Origin of the sequence: Empedobacter sp. UBA5924, from assembly GCF_002431085.1 — a bacterium.
In the GTDB taxonomy this organism is placed as follows: domain Bacteria; phylum Bacteroidota; class Bacteroidia; order Flavobacteriales; family Weeksellaceae; genus Empedobacter; species Empedobacter falsenii_B.
In genome coordinates this window covers 40,398-65,473 of the sequence record NZ_DJDM01000009.1, presented here as the reverse complement: position 1 = coordinate 65,473, position 25,076 = coordinate 40,398, and the positions used below count along the sequence as shown (strand labels likewise).

Annotated in this window: 19 protein-coding genes; 7 read left to right on the top strand and 12 right to left on the bottom strand. The window is 31.1% G+C overall.

Annotated features, from left to right (window positions below; all coding sequences use genetic code 11):
* The first annotated feature begins 12 nt into the window (after positions 1–12).
* The gene (gene ruvC, locus B3792_RS02345; RefSeq protein ID WP_125348885.1) at positions 13–561 is read left to right on the top strand and encodes a crossover junction endodeoxyribonuclease RuvC; all 549 of its coding nucleotides are present in this window, start codon (positions 13–15) and stop codon (positions 559–561) included.
* Between the two features lie 54 nt (positions 562–615).
* On the top strand, positions 616–1,674 hold the full coding sequence (locus B3792_RS02340; RefSeq protein WP_286494984.1) for a glutaminyl-peptide cyclotransferase: 1,059 nt from the start codon (positions 616–618) through the stop codon (positions 1,672–1,674).
* A gap of 108 nt (positions 1,675–1,782) precedes the next feature.
* Here B3792_RS02340 and B3792_RS02335 read toward each other — a convergent pair whose 3' ends face one another.
* From B3792_RS02335 to B3792_RS02320, 4 genes are all read right to left on the bottom strand, one after another.
* A complete protein-coding gene (locus B3792_RS02335) occupies positions 1,783–2,280 on the bottom strand; it encodes a hemerythrin domain-containing protein (protein ID WP_221854727.1) in 498 nt (165 codons plus the stop codon).
* A gap of 60 nt (positions 2,281–2,340) precedes the next feature.
* Positions 2,341–2,775: an RrF2 family transcriptional regulator gene (locus tag B3792_RS02330; RefSeq protein ID WP_286494986.1), complete on the bottom strand. Its 435-nt coding sequence runs from the start codon at positions 2,773–2,775 to the stop codon at positions 2,341–2,343.
* A 139-nt stretch (positions 2,776–2,914) separates the two neighbouring features.
* Entirely contained in the window at positions 2,915–3,499 is a 585-nt protein-coding gene (locus B3792_RS02325) for a 50S ribosomal protein L25/general stress protein Ctc (RefSeq protein WP_038336278.1), read from the bottom strand.
* Positions 3,500–3,544: 45 nt separating this feature from the next.
* The gene (locus B3792_RS02320) at positions 3,545–4,480 is read right to left on the bottom strand and encodes a ribose-phosphate pyrophosphokinase (RefSeq protein WP_038336277.1); all 936 of its coding nucleotides are present in this window, start codon (positions 4,478–4,480) and stop codon (positions 3,545–3,547) included.
* Positions 4,481–4,702: 222 nt separating this feature from the next.
* Between B3792_RS02320 and B3792_RS02315 the strand changes: the two genes are divergently transcribed.
* The 4 genes from B3792_RS02315 (at position 4,703) to B3792_RS02300 (ending at position 11,147) form a co-directional block, all read left to right on the top strand.
* The gene (locus B3792_RS02315) at positions 4,703–5,965 is read left to right on the top strand and encodes an OmpA family protein (RefSeq protein WP_286494989.1); all 1,263 of its coding nucleotides are present in this window, start codon (positions 4,703–4,705) and stop codon (positions 5,963–5,965) included.
* Positions 5,966–6,071: 106 nt separating this feature from the next.
* On the top strand, positions 6,072–8,012 hold the full coding sequence (locus B3792_RS02310) for a polysaccharide biosynthesis protein (RefSeq protein ID WP_286494991.1): 1,941 nt from the start codon (positions 6,072–6,074) through the stop codon (positions 8,010–8,012).
* Positions 8,002–8,763 carry a polysaccharide biosynthesis/export family protein gene (locus tag B3792_RS02305; RefSeq protein WP_125348880.1) on the top strand — a complete coding sequence of 254 codons (762 nt, stop codon included), beginning with the start codon at positions 8,002–8,004 and terminating at the stop codon, positions 8,761–8,763. Before B3792_RS02310 ends, B3792_RS02305 begins: the two co-directional genes overlap by 11 nt.
* Before the next feature lie 2 nt (positions 8,764–8,765).
* The gene (locus B3792_RS02300; protein WP_286494994.1) at positions 8,766–11,147 is read left to right on the top strand and encodes a GumC family protein; all 2,382 of its coding nucleotides are present in this window, start codon (positions 8,766–8,768) and stop codon (positions 11,145–11,147) included.
* Between the two features lie 52 nt (positions 11,148–11,199).
* Here B3792_RS02300 and B3792_RS02295 read toward each other — a convergent pair whose 3' ends face one another.
* A complete protein-coding gene (locus B3792_RS02295) occupies positions 11,200–11,895 on the bottom strand; it encodes a hypothetical protein (protein ID WP_219034502.1) in 696 nt (231 codons plus the stop codon).
* A 186-nt stretch (positions 11,896–12,081) separates the two neighbouring features.
* Here B3792_RS02295 and B3792_RS02290 point away from each other — a divergent pair, with 186 nt between their 5' ends.
* A complete protein-coding gene (locus tag B3792_RS02290; RefSeq protein WP_038336266.1) occupies positions 12,082–12,921 on the top strand; it encodes an HAEPLYID family protein in 840 nt (279 codons plus the stop codon).
* Positions 12,922–13,059: 138 nt separating this feature from the next.
* Here the strand turns inward: B3792_RS02290 and B3792_RS02285 are convergent, their stop codons facing one another.
* From B3792_RS02285 to B3792_RS02255, 7 genes are all read right to left on the bottom strand, one after another.
* Entirely contained in the window at positions 13,060–16,254 is a 3,195-nt protein-coding gene (locus B3792_RS02285; RefSeq protein WP_291068765.1) for a DEAD/DEAH box helicase family protein, read from the bottom strand.
* Between the two features lie 5 nt (positions 16,255–16,259).
* Positions 16,260–16,694: a hypothetical protein gene (locus B3792_RS02280; protein WP_286474575.1), complete on the bottom strand. Its 435-nt coding sequence runs from the start codon at positions 16,692–16,694 to the stop codon at positions 16,260–16,262.
* 5 nt (positions 16,695–16,699) lie between these two features.
* A complete protein-coding gene (locus tag B3792_RS02275) occupies positions 16,700–17,140 on the bottom strand; it encodes a helix-turn-helix domain-containing protein (protein WP_291068763.1) in 441 nt (146 codons plus the stop codon).
* Position 17,141: 1 nt separating this feature from the next.
* On the bottom strand, positions 17,142–17,669 hold the full coding sequence (locus tag B3792_RS02270; RefSeq protein WP_286474569.1) for a hypothetical protein: 528 nt from the start codon (positions 17,667–17,669) through the stop codon (positions 17,142–17,144).
* A 34-nt stretch (positions 17,670–17,703) separates the two neighbouring features.
* Positions 17,704–20,664, bottom strand: a complete 2,961-nt coding sequence (locus tag B3792_RS02265) for a site-specific DNA-methyltransferase (protein WP_291068761.1) — start codon at positions 20,662–20,664, stop codon at positions 17,704–17,706.
* 2 nt (positions 20,665–20,666) lie between these two features.
* Complete coding sequence (locus B3792_RS02260; RefSeq protein WP_291068759.1) at positions 20,667–23,504, bottom strand: SNF2-related protein; 2,838 nt, start codon at positions 23,502–23,504, stop codon at positions 20,667–20,669.
* Positions 23,505–24,014: 510 nt separating this feature from the next.
* Positions 24,015–24,671 (bottom strand): hypothetical protein, encoded by a 657-nt coding sequence (locus B3792_RS02255; protein ID WP_286474559.1) that lies wholly within the window; start codon positions 24,669–24,671, stop codon positions 24,015–24,017.
* Between the last annotated feature and the right edge of the window lie 405 nt (positions 24,672–25,076).

Genomic DNA, 25,076 nt, shown 5'->3' with positions numbered 1-25,076 from the left:
ACCTTCGCAACGATGGAAAAGATTATTTTAGGGATTGATCCTGGAACAATGGTGATGGGTTTTGGTTTGATTGAAGTCAAAAATAACAAAATAAAGTTGATTACTTTAGACGAATTGTTGTTGCATAAACTTCCGAACCAGCAAACGAAATTGAAAAAGATTTTCGAAAAAACTTTAGCCATTATCGATCAATATCATCCTGATGAATTAGCCATTGAAGCGCAGTTTTTTGGCGTTAATGTTCAGTCTATGTTAAAACTTGGACGTGCACAAGGCGTTTGTATTGCCGCTTGCCTGCATCGCGATATGCCTGTGGTAGAATATGCGCCAAAAAAAATTAAGATGGCGATTACTGGAAACGGAAATGCATCAAAAGAACAAGTTGCGGGCATGTTACAACATTTACTTGGTTTGAAAGAAATTCCGAAACGTTTGGATGCCACAGATGGTCTTGCCGTTGCGGTTTGTCATTATCTAAATTCGGGTAAAACAACTGGGACGTCAAATTCTTATTCGAGTTGGGATGCCTTTGTAAAAAATAATCCGAATCGAACAAAATAAAATATATTTGTAGTAGAATTAGCAACCTAATTCGTAAAACATAAAACACATCAAATGAAAAAATATTTAATCGCAGCATCAGTTTGTGCAACAGTTTTCTCTTCAGTGTTATTTTCTTGTAAAGATTCGACTGGAAAAAACAATACTGCAATCACTGAAATTGTTTCGAAAATTGAACAAAACAAATACAAAATTGGCGACAAAATCGATATTCCTTTAACTAATTTAGATGGAATTACGAAAGTTATTGTTTCGGTAGATGGACAAGAAGTTCCTGCTGATTTTACGATTGACGGAAAAACAATTGGATTAGGAAATCATACGGTTAATTTGAAATTCTTCAAAGGAGAAGAAGAAACAAATTCGCGCGATTTTACGTTTGTGGTTTATGCAAATGAGCCGGCTGCGCAATGGAATTATGAAATTGTAGGAACTTATCCACATAATCCAGATTATTTTACGCAAGGTTTTTATTTCAAAAACGGAAATATTTTCGAAGGAACTGGACTTCGCGGAGGAAAAACACGTTTGATTGAATATAAATTGGGGGCAACTGAACCTACAAAATTATATCAAATCAAAGACGATGTTTTTGGAGAAGGAATTACAGAACTGAATGGTTTTATTTATCAATTAACATGGCAAGATCGTGTGATTTATAAATATGATTTAAACTTTAATCAAGTTGAAAAATTTGATATGCCAGCTCAAATTATCGAAGGTTGGGGAATTACAACAATTGGAAAAGAATTGGCCATAACAGAAGGTTCTCAACGTATTCATTTCTTTGATGAAAACTTTAATTATCTAAGAACTGTTCAAGCTTTTGACAGTCAACAACCATATAGTTATTTGAATGAAATTGAATACCACGATGGTTTAATTTATGCAAATGTTTACCTAAAATCTGGACATGCAGATAACAGTAATATTGTGGTAATTGATCCGCAAACTGGCGCTGTAAAAGTAGAGTTTAACTTCGCTGAATTGAAAGGAAAACAAGGAAATCCGCAAGCACAAGAATTGAACGGAATCGCTTTCAAAGACAACGGAAATATGTTATTAACAGGTAAAAACTGGGATAAAATATTTGAAATTAAGATTAAGAAATAATTTCCTTAACACATAAAAAAGCAAAAAGCTCGACCTGCAAAATCGAGCTTTTCTTTTTCAAAAATCATCTAAAAAATTATAAGTAAAAATTTATGGTTATGAAAGATCCTATAACCAAAATTGATCTTTCCAATCTGTGTTAGTTAAAAGTGAATTAAATTGTTCTTTAATTACTTTTAACTTTTTTTGTGTTGCATTTTTCTCAAATTCAGGAAACATTTGTTTCTCCTCAAATCTGATGTGCAAATCCAATTCTTCTTCGATATAAATCAAACTTTTCATCGGATTTTTTGCATCTATTTTGAACAAGCGTCTCAAACGTCTATGTTCTTTCAATGCTCTTTTTACCAAGTAATGATCTTCATCTAAAAGCGAAAACAAGTAATTTTCTTCTATCTCAAATTTTTTGAATAATACTTTTTCCCCATACCAATTTACATAATCAACAATTCGTTGAATATCGACTCCTTTATCTATTCCAGCACGAATATTCCAACAAAAAAATAATGTTTTATGATGCCTTTCGCACGCTTCATTTAGATTTACTGTTACAGTATAACTCATCTGAGAAGCAGTTGTTTGAGGAAGTTCTATTAATAGGTTCATTGTTATAATTTTTCAATTCGGATAATCGGATATTTTTATCTTATTTTTAATCAAATTTTTTTAATGCTTAAGAAAAGCAATTCCTTTCTCTAGATCATCAATCAAATTAAACATCGATGTCTTTTCTAGCATACCTCGCAAATCATTACGAATTGCAAAAACACGGCTATGTAAAGCACAAGGTTTGTTAGTATCGCATTCTACTAAACCTAAAATGCAACTATGATAAAGACCATCTCCGTCAATCGCTTTGATGATATTCACTAATTTGATATCTTCTAAATGCGCTGCATCCATTTGGAAACCTCCCATTTTTCCTTTGACAGATGAAATCACATTTGCTTTAACTAATTGTTGAAGAATTTTGGCTGTGTAAGCTTCTGGAGAATTAATAGAATTTGCAATTTGTTTTAAATTGACTCTCTTTCCTTCTACAGATTCTTGTGCAATAAACACACAAGCCTTAATTCCATATTCGCACGCTTTAGAAAACATTAATTTCTTTTATTCATTATAAATTATGAAGCAAATATACAACTAATTTTAAATCGGACAAATTTATCTTATTAAATTTTTAAAAATAAAAAAACCACTCAAAAATGAGTGGTTTAATATTATCTGAAAAGAAAATTTCTTAATCTTCGTCTTCGTCTTGATCAGCATCCTTAACTGCGTTACGAGAAGTACGAATAGCTACTACTACTGCGTTATCTGGATGAGCGAATGTGTAGTTATCATTTTTCAATGTTTCTACATACATTTTGTGACCAATTCTCATTGGAGTGATATCGATTTCGATTTCGTCTGGTAAGTTTGCTGGAATAGCACGAACTTTTAATTTACGCATATTGAAACGTAAAACCCCACCAGCTACTAAACCACGAGCACGTCCTACTAAACGAACTGGAACTTCCATAGTTACTGGTTTGTCCTCGTTTAATTGGTAAAAATCTACGTGTAAGATTTTATCCGTTACTGGGTGAAATTGGATGTCTTGTAAAATTGCTTGAATTTTAGCTCCATCAGCTAACTCGATAGTTGCTGTATGAGCATCTGGAGTGTAAACTAATGATTTGAATGCTTTTTCATCAGCTGAAAAGTGGATAGGCTCTCCAGAACCGTAAACCACACAAGGTACTTGTTCAGCATTACGTAGGTTACGTGTAGCCACTTTACCTAAGTCTTCTCTTTTTACACCTTGAATTGTAATTGACTTCATAATAATATGTATATAATAAAAATAATTTAATATTTAGTTAAACCACTAGATAACAAAACGTTGACTAATAGATTTGTTGCTATGTACTAGATGCATAACATCAGCAAAAAGCGGAGCGCAAGATAATACTTTTATTTTAGATACGGAAGTATTTTTTAATGGAATACTATCAGTTATAGCAATTTCCGTTAATAGAGAGTTATCAAGACGCTCATAAGCTGGTCCAGATAAAACTCCATGCGTTGCAATCGCACGAACAGATTTTGCTCCTTTTTCCATAATCAATTCAGCCGCCTTTGCAAGTGTACCCGCTGTATCAATCATGTCATCCACTAAAATAACATTTTTACCTTCAACCTCACCGATTAACATCATGCTATCAACTTGGTTTGCAACTTTACGTTCTTTGTGACAAATTACGATATCTGCATTAAGGTATTTAGCATATGTATTTGCACGTTTAGCACCTCCCATGTCTGGAGAAGCAATACAAATATTATCTAAGCCTAAACCTTTAATGTATTCAACAAAAATTGTTGAAGCAAATAAATGATCAACAGGAACTTCAAAAAATCCTTGAATTTGATCAGCGTGTAAATCCATAGTCATTACACGAGTTGCTCCAGCTGTCATTAACATTTTTGCAACTAATTTTGCTCCAATTGGCACACGTGGAGCATCCTTACGATCTTGACGAGCAAAACCAAAATAAGGAATAACAACTGTAATACTTTTAGCAGATGCGCGTTTTGCTGCATCACACATTAAAAGTAATTCCATTAAATTGTCTGTTGGTTGCATTGTAGAACCAATTAAGAAAACGCGAGCTCCGCGAATTGGCTGTTCAAAAGCGGGTACAAATTCTCCGTCGCTAAATTCTACAATTTTAGATTTACCAAGTTCTTGACCATATTGATCGGCAATTTTTTGTGCTAATTCTAATGATCCTCTGGTCGAAAAAAGAAATGCTGATTGTTCCATTGTTTGTTTTGGGAAATATTTATGCAAAAATAATTTAAATGATTTAAAAATGATATAAGAAAATCAAAAATTAATTTCGGCACAATTATTGAATATTTTTTAAACAAGTTAAAATAATCATAAAGACATAATCATGACTTTCGTTAGTTATAGTGTTTTTTAACAGTTTTTGATTGATTCGTTTTTAAGTATTTATATAAATTTGCAATTAAATATATCCTCATGAAAAAGATTTCATACCTATTAAGTGTAATTGGATTAGGAATTTTTGCTCACGCGCAAGAAACTACTGAAACAATTAACAACGATTACAACAAATGGTCTATCGAGGCCAATGGAGGTGCGGTAAAAGCAAGAAAAGCATTCGCTCCAGGTTATTATTCAGAAACACCAAGTTTTTTCCATGCTGATTTTGGTGTACGTTATATGTTCAATCCAAAATTTGGTTTAAAATTAGATGGTGGATATGATCGTATCAAAGAAGGCGAAGATGTAGCTCGTTTCCGTTCTAATTATTACCGTGTAGATTTACAAGGGGTTGCGAACTTAGGACGAATCATGAATTTTGAAACATGGACAAATAGAATTGGATTATTAGCTCATGGTGGTGCAGGTTACTCTTGGATGAATAATGATGCGACAAAAGGTGCTGATGGTAAAGTTTTCGACGACAATGATAACATGGTAAATGTTATGGTTGGTTTAACACCACAATTAAGATTAACTGATCGTGTTGTTTTAACAGGAGATGTATCTTACGTAAGAAATATTCGTCAAAATGTAACATTTGATGGCACAGCTAACACATCAGGTTCAGGATTTGGAGGTGAAATTTGGAATGCTACTTTAGGTTTAACATTTTACTTAGGTAAAAACGAAAAACATGCTGACTGGGTTTACGAACCAACTCGTTCTGACTTAGAAGATCGTATTTCTAACATCGAACAAATGTTAAAAGATACTGATGGTGATGGTGTTGCTGATTACTTAGATCAAGAACCAGATTCAGCTCCAGGTGCAGTAGTTGACACAAAAGGTGTTACTATCGACCACAACGGAAACGGAATTCCAGATAATATTGAAGAATATATCAAACAAAATGCAGGAGGAAACACAACTGTCATTAACGATGCTGATTTCTTAGAGCAAATGATTAATTCAGGTATTATCAACGTATACTTCGATTACAACTCTGACAAACCATACCAACAATCTGTTGGAGGTATCAAATTTGTATCTGAGTACTTAAAAGCTAAACCAAATGCTCAAATTGACATTTTAGGTTTTGCTGATCCAGTAGGAGGAGATGCTTTCAATAAAGACTTATCTCGTAGAAGAGCAGAAAATGTTAAAGCTATTTTAGTTAGTCAAGGAGCTAATGCTTCTCAATTAACTACTGTTGGTGAAGGGGAAGATAAAGAGTTCAAAAACTCTCAAGTTTCATCTCATCAATTAGCAAGAAGAGTTGTTTTCAGAGTAAAATAATTCTCTCTTAATTTAAGATATTAATCAGGGATAGATTTTTCCATTTTTTGGAGTCTCTATTCCTGATTTTTTTATTATCTTTACCACCACTTAAATTACTAAAATATTGAATCCTTTTAACCAACACTTTAATGCTCCTAGATGGGTAGTATTAGTGCTAGACATACTTATTGTTTTCTTTAGCTATGTAATAACCAATTTTATACTTAATAGTTTTCTAAATTCTTTTAGTTTAGAAAAATTATTATTTAAATTACCATTTGTTGTAGCAGCATATACTCTATGTTTCCTATACTTCAAAACATATAAGGGAATTGTAAAAAAAACGGGGTTAAAAGATGCTGAAAATGTATTTGTATCTAATACTACGGCTTTTCTGATTCTTTTCTTCATCTCTTTTATCTATAGACAATTCATTGAATCTAATCTTTCGGAGAACACTCCTGTTTCATATGTTTTCAGAATGTCTTACTCTGTTATCTTTGTCCATTTATTTATTTCAACAGTAATAATGGTTATTGCCAGATTATATTATAAATGGATTTATAATTATTTTTTCTCAAAAAATAAGGAACAACAAAAAATATTAATTTACGGTGCAGGAGATTCAGGATTAATTACTCGAGATATTTTACAAAATGATACTCAGTTTAATTATAAAGTTGTAGGTTTTATTGATGATAAACCTTCTAAAATTGGAACATTTATAGATGGTGTTAAAATTTATTCTATAAATGATATTGATAATAAATTCATTGAACGAAATGATATTTCAGAAATTATTATTTCTATTCAAAATATTAAAACGAATCAATTATTAAATCTATCCAAATCATTAGAAGATTTGAATGTAAACATAAAAATAATTCCACCTATTTCTAATTGGATTGATGGTACATACAAGCCTGCTCAAATCAAACAATTAAAAATTGAAGATTTATTAGGTCGTGAATCAATTAAGTTGAAAAACCCTATTATTAATGAAAATGTACAAGGTAAGGTAATACTTGTTACTGGTGCTGCAGGTTCTATAGGAAGTGAAATTTCAAGGCAACTTGCTATGATGGATTTTGCTCAACTAATTTTGATTGATCAGGCAGAATCGGCTCTATATGATGTTCAACAGTCTTTAAAAAATGAAATTTCTGAAGAAAAACAAAATAGAATAGATTATATCGTTTCGAGTGTAAGAGATCGAAAACGAATGTTAAGCCTTTTTGATAAATATCATCCGCAAATTATTTTTCATGCAGCTGCATATAAACATGTTCCTTTAATGGAAAGATTTCCATATGAAGCAATTAATACAAATATTTATGGAACAAAAATTATTGCTGATTTAGCGAATGAATTTGGTGCCGAAAAATTTGTTATGGTTTCAACAGATAAAGCGGTTAATCCGACTAACGTGATGGGAGCAACCAAACGTGTGGCAGAAATTTATGTAAATTGTACAAATGAAAAATCTAAAACAAATTATATTGTTACTCGATTTGGCAATGTCTTAGGATCTAATGGTTCTGTAATACCTTTATTCAAACGTCAATTAGAAAACGGAGGTCCTTTGACAGTAACACATCCCGATATTACACGTTTTTTCATGACTATTCCAGAGGCCTGCCAATTAGTATTAGAAGCGGCTATTATGGGAAAAGGTGGTGAGATTTTTGTATTCGACATGGGCGAATCAATGAAAATTATTGATCTTGCTAAAAGGATGATTAGATTAAGTGGCTTTAAATATCCTGAAGAAATTGATATAAAAATTGTAGGTTTGCGTCCAGGTGAAAAAATCTATGAAGAGTTATTGGCTAATGATGAAAATACAGTAAAGACCCATCATGAAAAAATAATGATAGCAAAAGTTAATACAAACAAATGTCAAGACAATAAAAAACTAATTGAAGAACTATGCTTAATGTCTTCAACCATAGAAAAACATGAGCAAGTCATGCATTTAGTGGCTAAAATAAAAGAGATTGTACCAGAATTTAAATCTCAAAACTCAGAATTTGAAAAACTTGATAACTTAATTTATGAAAAATAAAATTTTTAATCTTTTAATTGTAATAGTTATACTCACTATTTCTTCTTGTGCATCAAAAAAAGAATTAGTCTACTTTCAAGGAGATCAACAATCTACTACGAAATACGAAGAATATATTCCTAAAATTCAATCTTCTGATATGCTAGCAATCAGTGTAAGTGCTGCTGATATAAAAGCTACAGAACCTTTTAATCAACAAAGTGTTTATCAAGTAAATTCTGGGGTGCAAAATAATCCTTATGCGAAGGTTTATACTGTTGATGAAAATGGTTATATCAACTATCCGTTAATTGGTAATGTGAAAGTAGGTGGATTAACTAGAACAGAAGCTGAAAATGAATTAAAAGCAAAAATCTCAAAATATATCGTTAATCCTGGGGTAAATATTAATTTTACAAATTTTAGAATTAGCGTTTTAGGAGAAGTTGCTAAACCTGGTAATTTTACAATTCCAAGCGAAAGAGTAAGTATACTTGATGCTTTAGGTATGGCTGGTGATTTAACTATTAATGGTGTTAGAAATAATATTATGGTTATTCGTGAACAAAATGGACAAAAACAAACATATAACGTCGATTTAACATCCAAAGAAATACTAAACTCTCCTGTTTATTATTTAGCCCAAAATGATGTTATTTATGTAGAACCAAATAATGCTAAAATTTCATCATCTAAATTTACACCAAACTATTCATTATGGATATCTGTTGCTGGTGTTATAATATCTGTAATTGCTGTTATTTCTAAATAAAAATGAGTACAAATAAAAATAACCTAGAAGACCAATACTTCGATGAGTCTGAAGAAACGATTAATATCAGACAAATTTTAGAACAATATCTTTATTACTGGAAATGGTTTGTATTTGGAGTTATTATTTCTTTAACCTTAGCCTTTTTATATGTTAAATATACTCAGAAACAATATCAAGTTTCAGCTAAAATATTATTAAATGAGAAAGAATCTGCAACAGGTGAATTAGCTGGTTTAATGGATCAAGCTATGCTTGGAGGGGGATCTTCAACAAATGCTGAAGTTGGTGATCAAATTGATGTTTTAAAATCAAAACGACTAATTACTAAGGTTGTAGAAGAAAATAATTTAAATATTCAATATTTTAGTAAAGGTCGTGTAGCTGAAGTTGAATTAACTCAAGAGAAATCTCCTATTAAAATTATTTTTCTAAACGAAGCTGATAAAACCAATGAAGATTTAGAAGCTAAATTTATTGTTCAAATAAAATCTACAACAAAATTTATTTTAACAAACAAAACAACTTCTACAGAAAAGGAATATTCTTTTGGACAAAAAATAAATGATAAGATTGGAAGTTTTGTTATCAGTCCTAATAAAAACTTAGCTAAATCAATTGATAATGAATATCTGATTGTTTTAAATTCTATTGATAAGACTGTAGATAATTACCAAAAGAAACTTGCTATAGATCCTAACAGTGAAAAAAGTTCTAAAATTATTAACTTCTCATTAGTAGGTCCTGTTCCTGAGATTTCTAAAAAAGTAATTAATGATTTAATTATTAATTACAACAAAGATATTGTAGGCGATAACCATAAATTAACTGAAGCTACATCTAAGTTTATTGATTCAAGGTTAGCTATTGTTAGTGGCGATTTAGATGGTGTTGACAAACAATTAGAACAATATAAACAAAGTAATAATATTACAGATGTTACCTCTGAAGCAAATATTTTTTTAGAGAGTGCTGCTGATAATGAAAAGAAATTATTAGATGCTTCTACACAACTACAATTAGTTGAATATATGAATGGAGCTCTTAATACGTCTCGTACAGATTTACTTCCTTCAAATATTGGTTTAGAAGATAAATCTATTTCATCAGAAATATCTTCATACAACGAACTAGTCCTAGCTAAAGAAGATATGTTAAAATCTGTAACAAATGAACATCCAAATGTTATTAAATTACAAGAGCAAATAAATGATGTAAAAAGAAACCTGAAGAATAGTTTAAAATTATATAGAAATAACACACAAACTATTTTAAATACAATACAAGGAAAGCAAAATCAAATTGCTGGAAAAATTAAAAAAGTACCTAGTCAAGAGCGTGGTTTTAGAGATATATCTCGCCAACAACAAATTGTAGAGGCTTTATATTTATTCTTACTTCAGAAAAGAGAAGAAAATGAAATAAAAGCTGCTGCAACACCAGAAAATATTAAAGTAATTGATTATGCTTATGGTATAAAAGAACCTGTTTCCCCTAAAAAAAGTATTATATTTTTAGGAGCGCTTATTGTAGGTCTTATAATACCTTTTATAATAATTTATATATACAAATTATTAAATAATACAGTTAATTCAAAAGAAGATGTAGAAAATGCCGTAGGAGCACCTATCGCAGGACAAGTACCGAAAAGTAATATTTCTATATTAGAAAATAATGATAACTCAAGTGCTGCTGAAGCTTTCCGAATCTTAAGAACAAATGTAAATTTCTTATTAAAGAACTCAACAGATCCTCAATGTATTTATATTACATCTACAACTAGTGGAGAAGGAAAATCATTTATATCAACTAACTTAACTCAGATTTTAACAATGTCTGGAAAATCAGTATTGTTAATCGGAGCTGATATTCGAAGTCCAAAAGTATTAGATTATTTAGGTATTTCTGATCAATATATACATAAATATGGTGTAACTGAATATTTAATTTCTAATGATGTTAATATTGATGATATTATCATAAAAAAACCTGCACATTATAAATTCGATGTTATTTATTCAGGTCAAATAGCACCTAATCCATCCGAATTATTAATGAATGGACGATTTGATGATATTATTAAATATGGAAAGGAACATTATGATTATGTAATAGTTGATACAGCTCCTGTAAGTTTAGTAACTGATACACTATTAATTTCAGACGATGCAGATATTACAATGTACGTAGTTCGTGCCAACTACTTAGATAAACGTATGCTAGCAATTCCAAGAGATTTATATAGAGAAAATAGACTTAAGAATATGGCTATGGTTATTAATGATGTTGACTTTACAAAAGGTTATGGCTATGGTTATGGTTATGGTTATGGAGAAAACCATAATAAAGGTGGATTTTTTAAAAACCTTTTTAAACGTAAATAAAATAAAAACCTGAAGTTAATCTTCAGGTTTTTTGTTCTATAAAATATATACACTATTGACCTTCCTTCTCCAATCTCTCTAATGCTTTTTCGTGAGCTGATTTTACATCATTTTTGATCTTTTTATCTTGTGTAGATTTTCTAATCTTTTCTGCATGATAAGCCAAATCATCTAATGTCATTTTATAACTCACATAAAATCCGCGATTATATCTTGAATATGAAGCTAATCCCCAACCAGCAATTAATTGATTCTTAATCTTTTTGGTTTGATATTCGTTCAAATAACGTTGAAGTTTTGGAGAAATTTCTTCTTTCGCAATTGATTTTACAGAACCATTCATTCGGCTAAACCAATATTTATTATCCAATTTTATATATGATTTTGCACCTAAAATGCTTTTAAAAGCAAGATCCCCAAGCAGTAAAACCTTTTCAAATTCAGATTTTTCATTGGTCATATAATCCCAATACATTTCAGAAGTCATTCCAACCATCGGACTTTTATCTATTGTTGCTTCATACAAATCTTTACCATTTTGATAAGCTGCTGCAACATTTTTAAATTCGATTCCAAAATCATCACAAGCCTTCTGATAACCTGTAAAAGAACCCGAATATTTCTCGAAATTATCTATAAAAACTCTATAAATACAATAATGTGAAATATCAATCAAAACTTTTTTAGAATCATCTAAAAAACCGTTTATCAACTGTATCGGAAAGTTATAATATTCGTAGGAACTCATAATTGTTTGATTGTCTTAAATGTGGTGTTAATTCATCGACTAAGATAAGATAGTTTTTATTATTCTTAAAATGATAAGTATCAAAAAACTTCAAAATTTAATAGGTTAGATTTTTAAAGGGGTAAAACTTCAATTCCTAATTTCTTCCTAAATCTTCTTTGTCCTTTGTCTCAAAATAATAAACAAATGAAATTTTTCTTAACAATAATTACAAGCACTTTCTTAACAATTACTACGATAGCTCAGACGAAAAATGATTCAATTATCACCATTCAACCTCAACAAAAAACATTAAAACCTAAAGTTGAACATGCAGAACCTCTCTATACAGATTTGATGCGTGATTTGGGCGCACGAAAAGGAGAAGCTGAGATAAATGTAGGATTTGGAGTGACCTCAAAAAAAGGATATAATGAATATAATGGTTTTATTGAGTATGAATGGGCTGTTGCAGATCGTTTGGGATTGGAGGTTGAAGTACCTTTTTCTTTTAATCACAAAAGCGATAATAACGATGGCTCTATTTATGTTCCGAACAATAAAATTGAAGGTTTAAAATTAGCAACTCAATATACTTTTTTAGTAAATGAAAAACAAAAAATGTCTTTGGCTGTAGCTTATGTTCATGAATTTGAGTTTAATAATTTTAAAGAATTAGGACATCAAGGTTCTGTATTTACGGGTATGAAAATGAATCCTGTTTTTATTGGAGCAAAGAATTTTAAAAATTTCAACACGTTAATCTATACAGGTCCTATTTTTGAACATCATTATAAAGAGCAAAAAGTAGATGTTGGAGCAACTATAAATGCAAGTATGATGTATGTTTTACCAAATTCGAAAAACTTTATTGGACTTGAAAATAATATGGATATTGACCGCGATGGATTTCATTATACTTTAAGACCTCAAATTAGATTGGCTATTCAACACAATTTAATGATTGGTTTGGTTACTGGAGTTTCTATCACCAAACATACAGGAACCAACCTTGATGTGATGACACGTATTATTTGGGAACCTTAGTTTTCTTAATAAAAAAACCTCCTTTAAAACTTTTTAAAGGAGATTTGTGGAGCTGGCGGGACTTTCAACAACTCTCTATTTTAAATAAATTATACAGTTAAATTTAAAAAAACGGATGATTTAACGGATGAAAATAGCTTAATTAACTAAAATCTCACCAATATATCTGCCAACATTCTCCTTTTGAAAATATACGTGGTTCTTGTTAAAATCCTCAATACTTAAAGTGTCCTTCCAATTCACATCTAAATATGATGTATTGGAAACTATATAGGAATCCAACTCAATATTCGCTTTTTGAACTTGCGGTTGAATCTTATCTTTTAGTACTTTATAGAATTGAATTTTTGGATCATTTATTCCTTTTGAATTACGTATTCCTTTAGGATCAATGAACTTAATGATTTGTTTATCACCTTCAACAATCCATACTATAAAATCCGGATAGAAATTATTACCATCTGTAAAGAAACCTAAGCCTTTTTTGCTTTGATTTCTAAGAACATGTATATCCTTACCTTCTAAAGAAGCTGGTTTTGTTCCAACATATGTAATAAGGTCATCTAAAAATTGTTTTTCCGAAGCATCTAAAGGAATTGGACTTACTTGCAATTTCTCCTTATAACCTTTTCCTACATATACTAACGGCTTGTACAAGTGTAATAGATTATCAAATGCATCTATCTCAGATCCAATTTGAACATTTGTAAATGCAGGTTCTACTACATCCAGTTTTAATTGCTCTATCTTGTTTTGATAATCTTCAATTTCTTCCTCTGTATTCAACCTAAAGTCATATTCTAAAACAAAGTTATCATCTGATCCTGTTAATTGAATTGCTTCTACGTGGTCTGAGCTAAACTCATTTTTATAGAATAAATAAAACTGCTCAATGTATTTTTTCAGCAATGTTATGACTAATTCTTGCCAAATGAATGTATTTGAAAACTGTGAGAAATTGACTTTATGCTCTGGTATTAATAATTTATACCAAGACACTTGATGCATAATATCTTGTAATTGCTCTAACTCAATTTTCAAATTATGATATCCTTTATCTGCTTTAAAATTTTGAAGTTCTAAATAAACAGAATTCCAATTGATTATCGAAAGATGGAAATCATTCAAAATCGCTTCATTCTTAGTAATTGCAACTCCAGAGTTATTCTTCTCCAACACATCAATTTTAGGATACCAATCTAATTCAACCAACTTCCCATTAAAAATTGAAGCATTATAGATTAAAGGCACAATTACTTTTTGTTTAAAATTTTCAGAATCTTTAACCGCAATCAGTTTTAATTTGTTTTGCTGAACAATCTCCTTTTGAATCGTCGGTACTTTAATCGTTATCCAAGATGAATCATTAATTGGTAGACCTTCATCTTCCAGAAACTCCTTGAACTTCTCCATATAATCAGCTTTTACACCAAAAATCTGAAGCGTTTCTAAGTGTCTTAGATATTTTTTTAAGATTTTGATATTATTAGGCTTTTGGTATTCATCTAATCCTGTAGAACGTTTTAAGGAAAAATTATATCCTTTTAAACGAACTCCACGTCCGAATAATTGAATAATTTGTGAACCTTCACTTTTCCCTACATTCATCAATCCCATAGACGAAACACGCCAAGACGACCAACCTTCTGAGAATTTTTTAGAACCGATTAATAAATTTATTGATGATGATTCTTCATTAATCATTTTAAATAAAGAATCGGAAAAATCACGTTCAGTACCCAAAACTTTATTGTTAATGGCTAAATCATGTAATTTCTTTTCATCACCAACATTAATTACTCCAAAATACTCATTATCTCCTACACGCAATCCTAGCTCACCATCTGCGCCTTTTAGATTATCTAAATACAAATTGGCGCCAATTGTTGTATTGTTAAATACCAATTCATTAATCAAACTGAAAATCGTGGTGGCATCTAAATTTTGCTCTTGAATATACGAAAACGAATGTTCGAATATTGAATAGCCTTTACTATCTACTAAACCTGCTCTGTTGTTAACAACTGCGTCAATATTTTGAATAGATACCGTAGGGTTCTTTAAGAAATCGGTGAGGAAATAAATAATTTCTAAAACATCAGAAACTTCTTTACCTCCTTCCTTACGTACTGCATTTACTTTACCTCCAACAAAAATCCATAAAGGTTTATGCAATAAGAAATCCTTTAACTCGGCTTTCTTTTCTTTGTACAACAACTGCTGTTGGAAGAAGGATACTAAATTTGCTGTAAGATATAATTGTTGATAATCTGTATTATCCTCTTTTAGGTTTAAAATACGATAATCTTTTCCATAACCATCTTCATAAAAGTATTTGTAAGAATAATCGAATAGAATACTTTTTGCATATTCTTGTGTAAACTCGGTTTTTTTTGCTCCAGAAGCTGCATTAATTGCTTGACCAAATGTTGCGGAATATTCAAAAGCAAAACCTGTTAAACTTAACTGATCTCTAAATCTTTTCCAAGAATCACCAGACATTCCACCATGACCTTCGTCAATCAATACTAAATTGTCTGTTTCGAAACTTTCAACGGCTACGGTTTTATCACCGCTATTTTCAGCTAGTTTGGTAATCTCCAAAATTTCAACTTGCTTACCAGAGAACATTCCAGAATCATTTTTAGAAAAATTATTAGCGCGTATATCTGATAATTTGAATTCCTCTAAGTGTTGTTTTGTTAATCCTTCGTTTGGCGTTATTAACAACACTTTATTTTGGTGATGCTGGTTGTAATGATTCGCATAATGCAAATATTGCTTGATATTGATGTGCATCAACAAGGTTTTTCCGGAACCTGTTGCATTCCAAAATGCCAGCTTATTTAAGCTTTCTAAAGTAAAAGGTTGCGCTACAAAAGTATCTTTACCTTTTTTCTTACCCTCCTTCGCTTCTGCTTGTTTCAAATTAAATTCATTTACAAATTCATTTAAATCAGCCAAAAGTTTTACTTTATTCTGAAAGTATTTATCCAAATACACTTCGGTAAATAAAAGCGATAGATATTGGAAGTATTTCCAAGTAATCAGTTCGCTTCTCTTTTCAGAAATTTGTTTCGTATATCTTACAATATTCTCATCATACGTTTGCAACATCGTAGCTGTCATGTACTCCGAGTTGTACATATGACTAATCAACGACTGCAAATATTTTGTATTTCCTTCTTCGGTATAACCTTCGTTGGAAGAAAGTTTGAGATCGGTAAAAATTTCTACACCATTTTTACCTATAATTTTTTTCCCAACGCTATCAATCCCGAAAAGAAATAGCATATATTTATTGAGTACCAGTTTTTCGTGGAAGTTTGCCATATCTTTTAATATTCAATATGAACATCTTCTGTAAACATTTTATCTACATTTACTAAACCAATGATAAACTTATTAAATTCTGTATTCTTTGTATTTGCAAATAATACTCCACGAGCAGTTCCCATAGTAATCATAGCCAAATGCTTTGTCAAACTACAAGGCAATACAACACCATCAGCTTGTACTAATTTTTCTTGAAACTTTTGAGGCTCTATCTCAAAATAACAAGCAATTTCTAATTTAATTAATGGTTGATTTTGTTTGTGCAATACAAATTCCATAGATACTACAACAATTCTGCTTTCAGCATCTATTCCAAAACCAAAACCAATTTGTTGTTGGATAGGTTCTTCTAAAACCAATGTTTCTTCGAAAACCGAAAATTGATTTTCTTCTACCTTAACAATTTTAAACGGTATCGGTAATTCTTTTTTATTCATATCAATTAAGCTGTTAAGGATTCATACTTATGCTCATAAACCCTATCATCGCTCATTGTAATTGCAGGCTTTAAGGATTTGATTGTGTTTAAAATTGCATAATCTTCTGAAAAAGAAACTTTCACATCTTCTCTTTTATTTGTTGAAGATTTTGTAACCACATCAATCAATTCTACTCCTAAAACTTCCCCAAGTAACACCAAAGTTTCTAAAGTAAAATTTTCGTTTCCTTTTACCCATTTGTTTACTTGTTGTGGCTTTACCCCTATTTTTTCAGCTAATTCTTTTTGTTTCCAGTTTAACTCGTCTAAACGAGCTAAAATAGTTAGGGCTATTCTTTTAGAAAGTCTTGTATATTTTCTACGCTCAGAGCGAGCTTTTGTTCTTTCAACTGTCTTTGTTTCTGCGTTTGAAACTAAAGTCAAAAATTTTTCTTTGTTGGTCATTTTAATTTTCATTTAAAAATTCAAAAAATGAGTCGTCGTCAAAAATCCCATTTTCATTAAGATAGGCTTTTACGTTTTCTAACTTTTGTAATTCGAAACTTGTGTGTGTTCGATCTTCCATCAAATGGTGCAATGGTAATTTTATTGCTCCACCTGTTATTACAAAAGTATCATCGTCTATTCTAACAGCGTAAATTCTAAGGTAGTCTTCTCTACCTTTTTGTAAAGACAAAACTTTTAGTTGATATTCTTGGTTATGTAATGGCTTGAAAAATTGTGATAGTGTCTTGTCTGATGTTTCGGTAATTTCTAATAACGTATCCTCGATAGCATAGGCGTCCTCTATAATATCTTCTGCAATATCCTTTATATTTTTTCCTTTCGGAATATCAGCTATATTTTCCTTTAAAAAATCATAAATATATGCAGCATCGTCCCACAAATCCATCAAACGATCGTATTCATTATACGTCTCATTTTGATAGTGAAGTGCGAACAATCTGTTTGCAAATATATTAACTATTTCCATAAAATCAACTTATAAGTTTATTTTTAGCAAAACTTTACAATTCCGAAATGTTAAACATTTGCTTAAAGAAGGTTTCTTCTATCAATTTTACTTTGAAAGTATCTTCACCTGTTCGCATATTATCAAAGTGATGATCGCCGTTGATATAGATTTGGTCGAATTCTGAAGATCGTACGCTATCATAGATTTTACGGAAACGTTTCTCTGTTTCTTCGTTGGTTGTTGTTTCTAGGTTACGCCAAATGATTAAGGTTTTTGCACCTTCGCGTGTTTTCCCTTCTACAAATTTGATGTCGTCGACGCGTTGCATACGCTCTACGTATAAACCGATTAGATAATTGAAGGTTTCTACCAAATCTACTTTTGTTGCAACCAACTCGTTGTTTTGGGTAACTTTTAATTGATAATTGAACGGATTGCGGAACATCTGGATATTGAACAAATGATCTTGTGTTTCTACATCCAACATATAGTTTAATAAATATTCTTCTTGCGCTTCCTCTGAAAACTGTAAGAAACCATCTTGTGTTTTTGGTGCAATGCTTAAATTGTTTAAAGCATCTTCATAGGATTCTAATACTTGGTATTTGAAGATTTGAGAGATCCCTTCTTTATCTTGCGGCTGACCATTTTTCCAATTGTCCGTATAAATCACTTTCTGAATACGTGGTTTGGTTACCGTATTAAAATACGTTCCCATTTCTACCAAAATATATTTACGATTACCACCATCCTCACGATTTAATTTAATCGTTGCATGACCTGTAGTACCAGAACCCGCGAAATAGTCTAAAATCAATGAATCCTTTAAAGAAACAATTTTGATAGAATCTAAGACAGTATAAACGGATTTAGGAAATGAAAATTTAGCCTCACCCAATATATCTTTGATTAAATTCGTACCATTAAACTCAGATTGATATTTTTTCTGATGCCAGAAATTTTTAAAAACCTGTTGCTCTCTATATTTGTGTTCTATTATTATACGACCATCTTCATTTCTTATCCTAAAATAGCCATCTTTATTTAGATCTATAAATGAATCTTTTATTGCTTTCCAAGTAAATTCACCTGTATTAGTAATTGGGTAAATTTCTAAATCGTTATCATTATAAATGTGAGATATTGTTCCTTTATCAATATTCACATATAATGGATACCAATTATTAGGTTTTTTATCTTTACTCCATGAAGTTCTTGCTCGTATAAAATTCTCCCATCTATATCTTCCAATATCATCCTGTTCTGTAAATGTGTCTAGAACTTCTTGATCGATTGCTATCATGTTAAATTTTGCATGAGCTTTATCATTCGCATAACATAACATGTATTCAAAATTCTCAGAAAAAAATTCTGCTTGATTCCTTCCTTTTGGGTTATGCTGAATAGCAACTATGGCAATTCTATTATTTTCACCATAAAGGCCATCTGCAATTTTTCCTAAATTATAAAGTTCAGCATGATCTATTGCAATAAAATTAAAACCAATTTTACTAATTAGACTTTTGCCAATTATCATTCTATCATGTATTAAAGAATTCCATGACGAGTGTTTGTATTCATTCTTATATACAATTGGTGTTGCATTGGTATTATATGGTGGATCAATATAAACTGTATCGATTTTTTCTTGATACTTCTCCTGCATCAGATTCAAAGCTTGGAAATTCTCTGAATTGATTAATAAACCGTTGGTTTCTTCTTCTAAATTATCGAACTCTGCTAGTAATTTGTCTTTGAATTCTTCAGAGAAGAACTTGGTATCTACCACTAAGAAGGGTTCGTTACGAAGAGATTCCTCACTTCCGTTCGGAATAACAATGCTAAATAATTCTTTCCATTCTGTTAGCTGTGCTTCATTGGAAGCAATTTCAAGATAATATTTCTCAGGGATACGGTCTAAGGTAATACAGTAGTTGGTACTGATGACAAACTTTTTCTTTAGCCATAATTTCTTTTGAAAATTTTCGATTTGAGCCAAGAAGTTGATAATCTTAGATGCTACCAATTTCAACGCTTTTATCTTCGATAACTGCGCTGTAAAATAGGCAGGATTTTCCGTATTGATATCGTCAATGTATAAGACTTCGTTTTTGATGTAGAAGTCTAATTCACGCGATAAGAAACCACCTAAATCCTTATGAATAAAATAATCGAAACTGTTACGCGAAATAAAATCATTCAAATGTTTTTCTAATACCGTACGGTTTTTGTTTTTCTCCGTTGGAGCTTTGTCAAACGCCAATGTAAATTCAGTAGGAATATTAGATTGAATTACTTCAAAAGCGTGTTTAGACAATTCGTCTTGCTTAACTGTTTTCTTATGCTGTTCGTAAGTGAAATTGATAAACAATTCACCGTCTACTACTTCAATCGGTTGATCTTCAAATATTGCAAAACGACGTTCGGCATCTCCTTGCGTTTTGTTATTATTTTGCTCTGTAGAGGCTTCTTTAAGTTGGAAGTGTACTTTTTTGCCATCGCTTAATTTAAAGGCATAATTCTTTAAATATTCTGATGTTTTGATATAGTACTGGTCGGCATTAGCCCAATGTAATTTTACTTCTTCACCTTCATAAGGAATAGCATACACATCTTTTTTGTATCTACGCAACGAAATAAAATCGCCGTCTTTGTAATATCTTTTGAAGAAACTAGCTAAATAAGAAAATACCTCCTGCTCTAACGCATTGGTATCAACTGCGTTTTCTAATTGTGCTTTTAGCGCTACATATTTAGGTGCGGATTCTCGAGCTACGCCAGCATCGTCTAGTGATTTACCCATCTGATCTAATTCTGCCTGAATACTTGCAGAATCTTTGGATTGGGTCTGAGACAATATATCTTTGATGTCTTTTGGTAATTTACGATCTACAAAGTCCATTACCTGATCGCGTTTTTGATTCATAATGCGGTAGATCCCAAAATCTAAATCCGCTTTATCCATCTCAAATATCTCTTTTAAAACTTCTTGTAATTTTATGTAATTGCTCATACTTATATCAACTCAAAAGAAATGGTAAACACTTCTTCTTCTTTTATTGTTCTGTTTAATTTGCTTTTTGCTTCCGCAATCATTTGATCACGTTCCTGTTCAATTTCTTCTTCTCGATCAAACAGTTGTCTTTTGAGACGAGAAACTTTTTTCTTGGCTTTTGCCAATTGCTCTTGTAAAGCTAAAGCTTCGGAACCAGACAAACCTTCTTGCATTGCTTGTTTGTCGATTTCTTTTTCTTGTTTCTTGGCTTCTCTTAACTCAGCTTCTGTTTCTACAATCTTATCATCCGCCCAATTATGAAACTTCTTAAATTCACGTTGCATCAATGCCGCATCGGTATCATTAAGATAATTAAGACGCTCAGTTTTAACTTTCAAATGAATTTCATCAATATTTTCTAAATTCCTTTTAAAACTATCTTGCACTGTAGAATTGAGTGCTAAAATATAGCGACAAATATCGTCATTTAAAAGTTCGCTTGCATCAGTTATTCCTGAAAAAAGTAATACGGAATGAGATTCTATTTCTGAGATTACCTCCAGATTGCTTATTCTAATTATTCCAGATTTAGCCTTTAAATTTTCAATTTCTGAATGTGTAGCTTTAGCATCTGACCAATTAAATGAAAGATGCGCCAAAGGAGTTCTTTCATTTTTACCTTGAAGAATTAATTTTTGAGCAACAGCACCATTAATTAAAAAACGTTTGGCTTCTTCTTTTTTCTTATTTAATGTATATCTCTCTCCATTATCGAGAACAAAAGTGTAATCATCATCTATGAAACGAGCTTTATTTTGTAAGTAGAATTTGGTTAATTCCCACAGCCATTTTTCAAATTTTTCAATAAAGACTTTTGTTTCCGAATAAGTCGTTCGTAGTTTATCTATAACACTCGCTTCAAAATGATCAAAGAGTTTGGATTGCGTCTCTTTAACCTTTTCGTTGATCTGATCTTCAAAATCACTCTGTAATTGATTGAAATAGGTTTCAATTTCTTCCTTTGTGCGGCATTGTTTGTAAACTTCTATAATACGTTTTTCGAAATCTACACCATTTTCAATTGTCCCCAAAACCTCATCCGAAGAACCAAATACTCCTTCGAATAATTTAAATTTTTGCTCTAACAATTCATAAACTCGCGCTTCAACTGCATTTGCAGAATTTATAAAATTGACAACCACTACATCATATTCTTGTCCATAGCGATGACAACGTCCAATACGCTGTTCTACTCGCTGCGGATTCCATGGTAAATCGTAATTCACGATCATACTACAAAATTGTAAATTGATACCTTCTGCAGCTGCTTCCGTAGCAATCATAATATCATAATCATCGCTTTTAAATGCATCCACTAAAGCTTGACGAATATCTACAGCTTTAGACCCTGTAACTTTACCTGCATTTTTGTCGTCTGCAAGCCAATTTCGATAAATTTGATTAGAAATTGGATCTGAATTATTTCCATTAAAAATTAGGATTTTACCAGCATATTTTTCTTTTGACAAACGCTCCAGTAAGTATTGTTGAGTTCTGGTAGACTCTGTGAATATTAATGCCTTTTGTTGAGCTCCTAATTCTTTCAATTTAGAAAAACCATTATCTAAAGCAATCAACAATTTTTCGCCTTTCTCATTATGCTGAATGCTATTGGCTAAAATGAGAAACTCTTCCAATTGTTTAATTTCTTCTTCAATAGCAATCTTATCATCTAAAGTTATTTCTGTAAAATCCTCTTCCTCTATAATTTCTCCTTCATCAAATTCATCATCCAAATTTTCATATTCTTCTAAAAACATTTCGTACAAATCATCTTCTACTACCTTAGAATTTTCAAGTAGCATTTTTAATCGTTTAATTAATGATTCGAGTGTTCTACTAATTGCGAATGATGAGGAACCTAATAATTTAAAAATTACAGATTGCATTAAATGTTTTTGAGCTGGAGGAAATGCATAAGTTCGCTCCTGCCTTAGATAGTCTAAGACCTTTTCATAGAGTTCTTGTTCCTCTTTAGCTGGCGTGAATTGTTGCGTTATTGGTATACGCTCTCTATAATTAATAAACTCTTTGACATCTCGACGTAACGTACGATGCACTATAGAATTTAATCTTTCTTTTAATCCGTCAATATCCCTGTTACCTGATTCTAATATGTAATTGCGTCTAAAACTTTTGATATCACCAAAAATCTCAGGATCAATAAATGATACCAAACCGTATAATTCATCAAGCCTATTTTGAAGCGGAGTAGCAGTTAGCAAAACTTTCTTATAATCACGAATAGCATTTTGAATGGTTTGTGCTGTTACATTACCATACTTGTATGCATTTCTTAAGTAATGCGCTTCATCTAACACTACCAAATCCCATGAAGTCAGCTGAATTTCTTCTGCACGTTTTCTAGCAAACTGATAGCTACAAATTTTGATTGTGGAACCGTTATCAAATGGATTTTTAATACCCGTTTTTGTTTTTTTGTTGTAAGAGATGTTGTCTAATACTTCAGCTTTTAAATAGAATTTATCTTCTAATTCATTTACCCATTGTTTACGAAGTGATGAAGGGCAAATAATTAATATTTTTCTTTTTCCTTCAGCCCATTTTTGACTTAATAGAATTCCAGCTTCTATGGTTTTACCTAAACCTACTTCGTCTGCGAGTATTGCACCTTTAGAATAAGGTGATTTGAAAGCAAATAATGCAGCTTCAACTTGATGAGGATTCAATTCTACTTTAGCATCCATTAAGGTAGCTCCAAACTTCTCTGGGCTATCTGAAGAAGCTTTCTTTGATAATTCGTATGCGTAATATTTAGCTTGGTATTGGTTGATCATATTAATTTTTGCAATATTGTAATTTTGTAAAAATATACAAAAAAAAACCACATCAATCAAGATGCGGTTTTCTATACTCAGATAACCAGTTTATAAACTTCTGGTTTATTCTTATTTTAAATGCTTTCTGTTTTTCGGTAAGCTTTCGTTTACTTTTTCTGTCAAGGTAAAATCGGTATTCGTAGTCGTTGATAATGTTGATCTCTCTCAAATAATGGACAACATCTATATTAAGACTCTTAGTTAAATCTTTCTTTAATTTGGAAGCTGAAGTAAATATTTTATTACTAATGGGTATATCCATAAATCTAGTGATGCAGAAGTTTCCTACAACCATTGTCTTTGGTTGATCGACGTGCTTAATCACACAGATATTCCGGATAGGAAATTTTCCACAGCAGCAGCCTATATTTCTAGTATCATCACAATAGAAGTCAAATGGAAACCATTCTTTTTTTTGCATCTAACCAACTATCAGAATTACTTTCTCTCGTGATAGCTTCGAATAATTTAAAATTTTCTGCCATCCTCAAATAGTTTTAAATTATTTCTCTTCAAAAGAAACTCGATATTTCCATCCTTCTTTAAATAATCAAGATACGCATTTTGATTTCTGATTATTGCCACATTAGTTTGTTTTGAGAATAAATTTTCTTCTTCTCCATCATAATCGTGAAGATGGAGATTATCGTAAGTATGTTTTAGAACTAATTTTAGCTCCTCCGGATCTCCTTTTAATCCAACATGTAAATGGTTGAATCCGCTAGAATCTTCTTCTATCACATAAAATATATCAAATTCGGAACGAATAAATAAATCCTTTACAATGTAATCATAATAGTTTCTGTCATAGTCATCTTTAAAATTAATACCCAATTCTATGTTGTATTGACTAACGTCTTCTGGAACCGTTAATGTCGATATAACTCTCCTAACCTTCTTTTCCATCCTCTGGTTAAACCCCTCCTCATTGGATTTAACCTTTCTCTTACGTTGAAAATATTCGTGAATGTAATCGTAATTAATTTGCCATGTTTCCCTCCCTTCAATTACCTTTTTCTTTACTATGTTAATATCTCCTGATATACTTCCTAGTTGTCTCATTATTGTTCTATAAGACATATTTATGATGTTTGTTCTTTGATAGAACTCTATTGTTTTCCACATAATTTTACATTTAAACTTTATGAGCCCCATGCTCATTTTATAATAAATAGTCCCTTATGTCAGTTTGAACAATAAAATTTTAAAAAAGTTTTAAAACACTGAAAACCAATATCCATAACCTGTTTTATATGTTCAATTCACATTACATAATGTATATTCTTATGTCACATCAGATTCAACTTTTAAAAAATACACTTCATCTATGATTAAGCACCAGCTTTACAATCGAATAATAAATTGAAACACAGCTTCCAAAATGACACATGATCATTGGGATACGTTACATATAGGCAATACTAAATGCTGCCTAAGTGTATACGAAAGCCTTATTTTTCAATATTTAAAAAAAATTTAGAAATTTTATTGAGCGACCTGCTCGATTTTTAATGAGTTACATAGGCACCC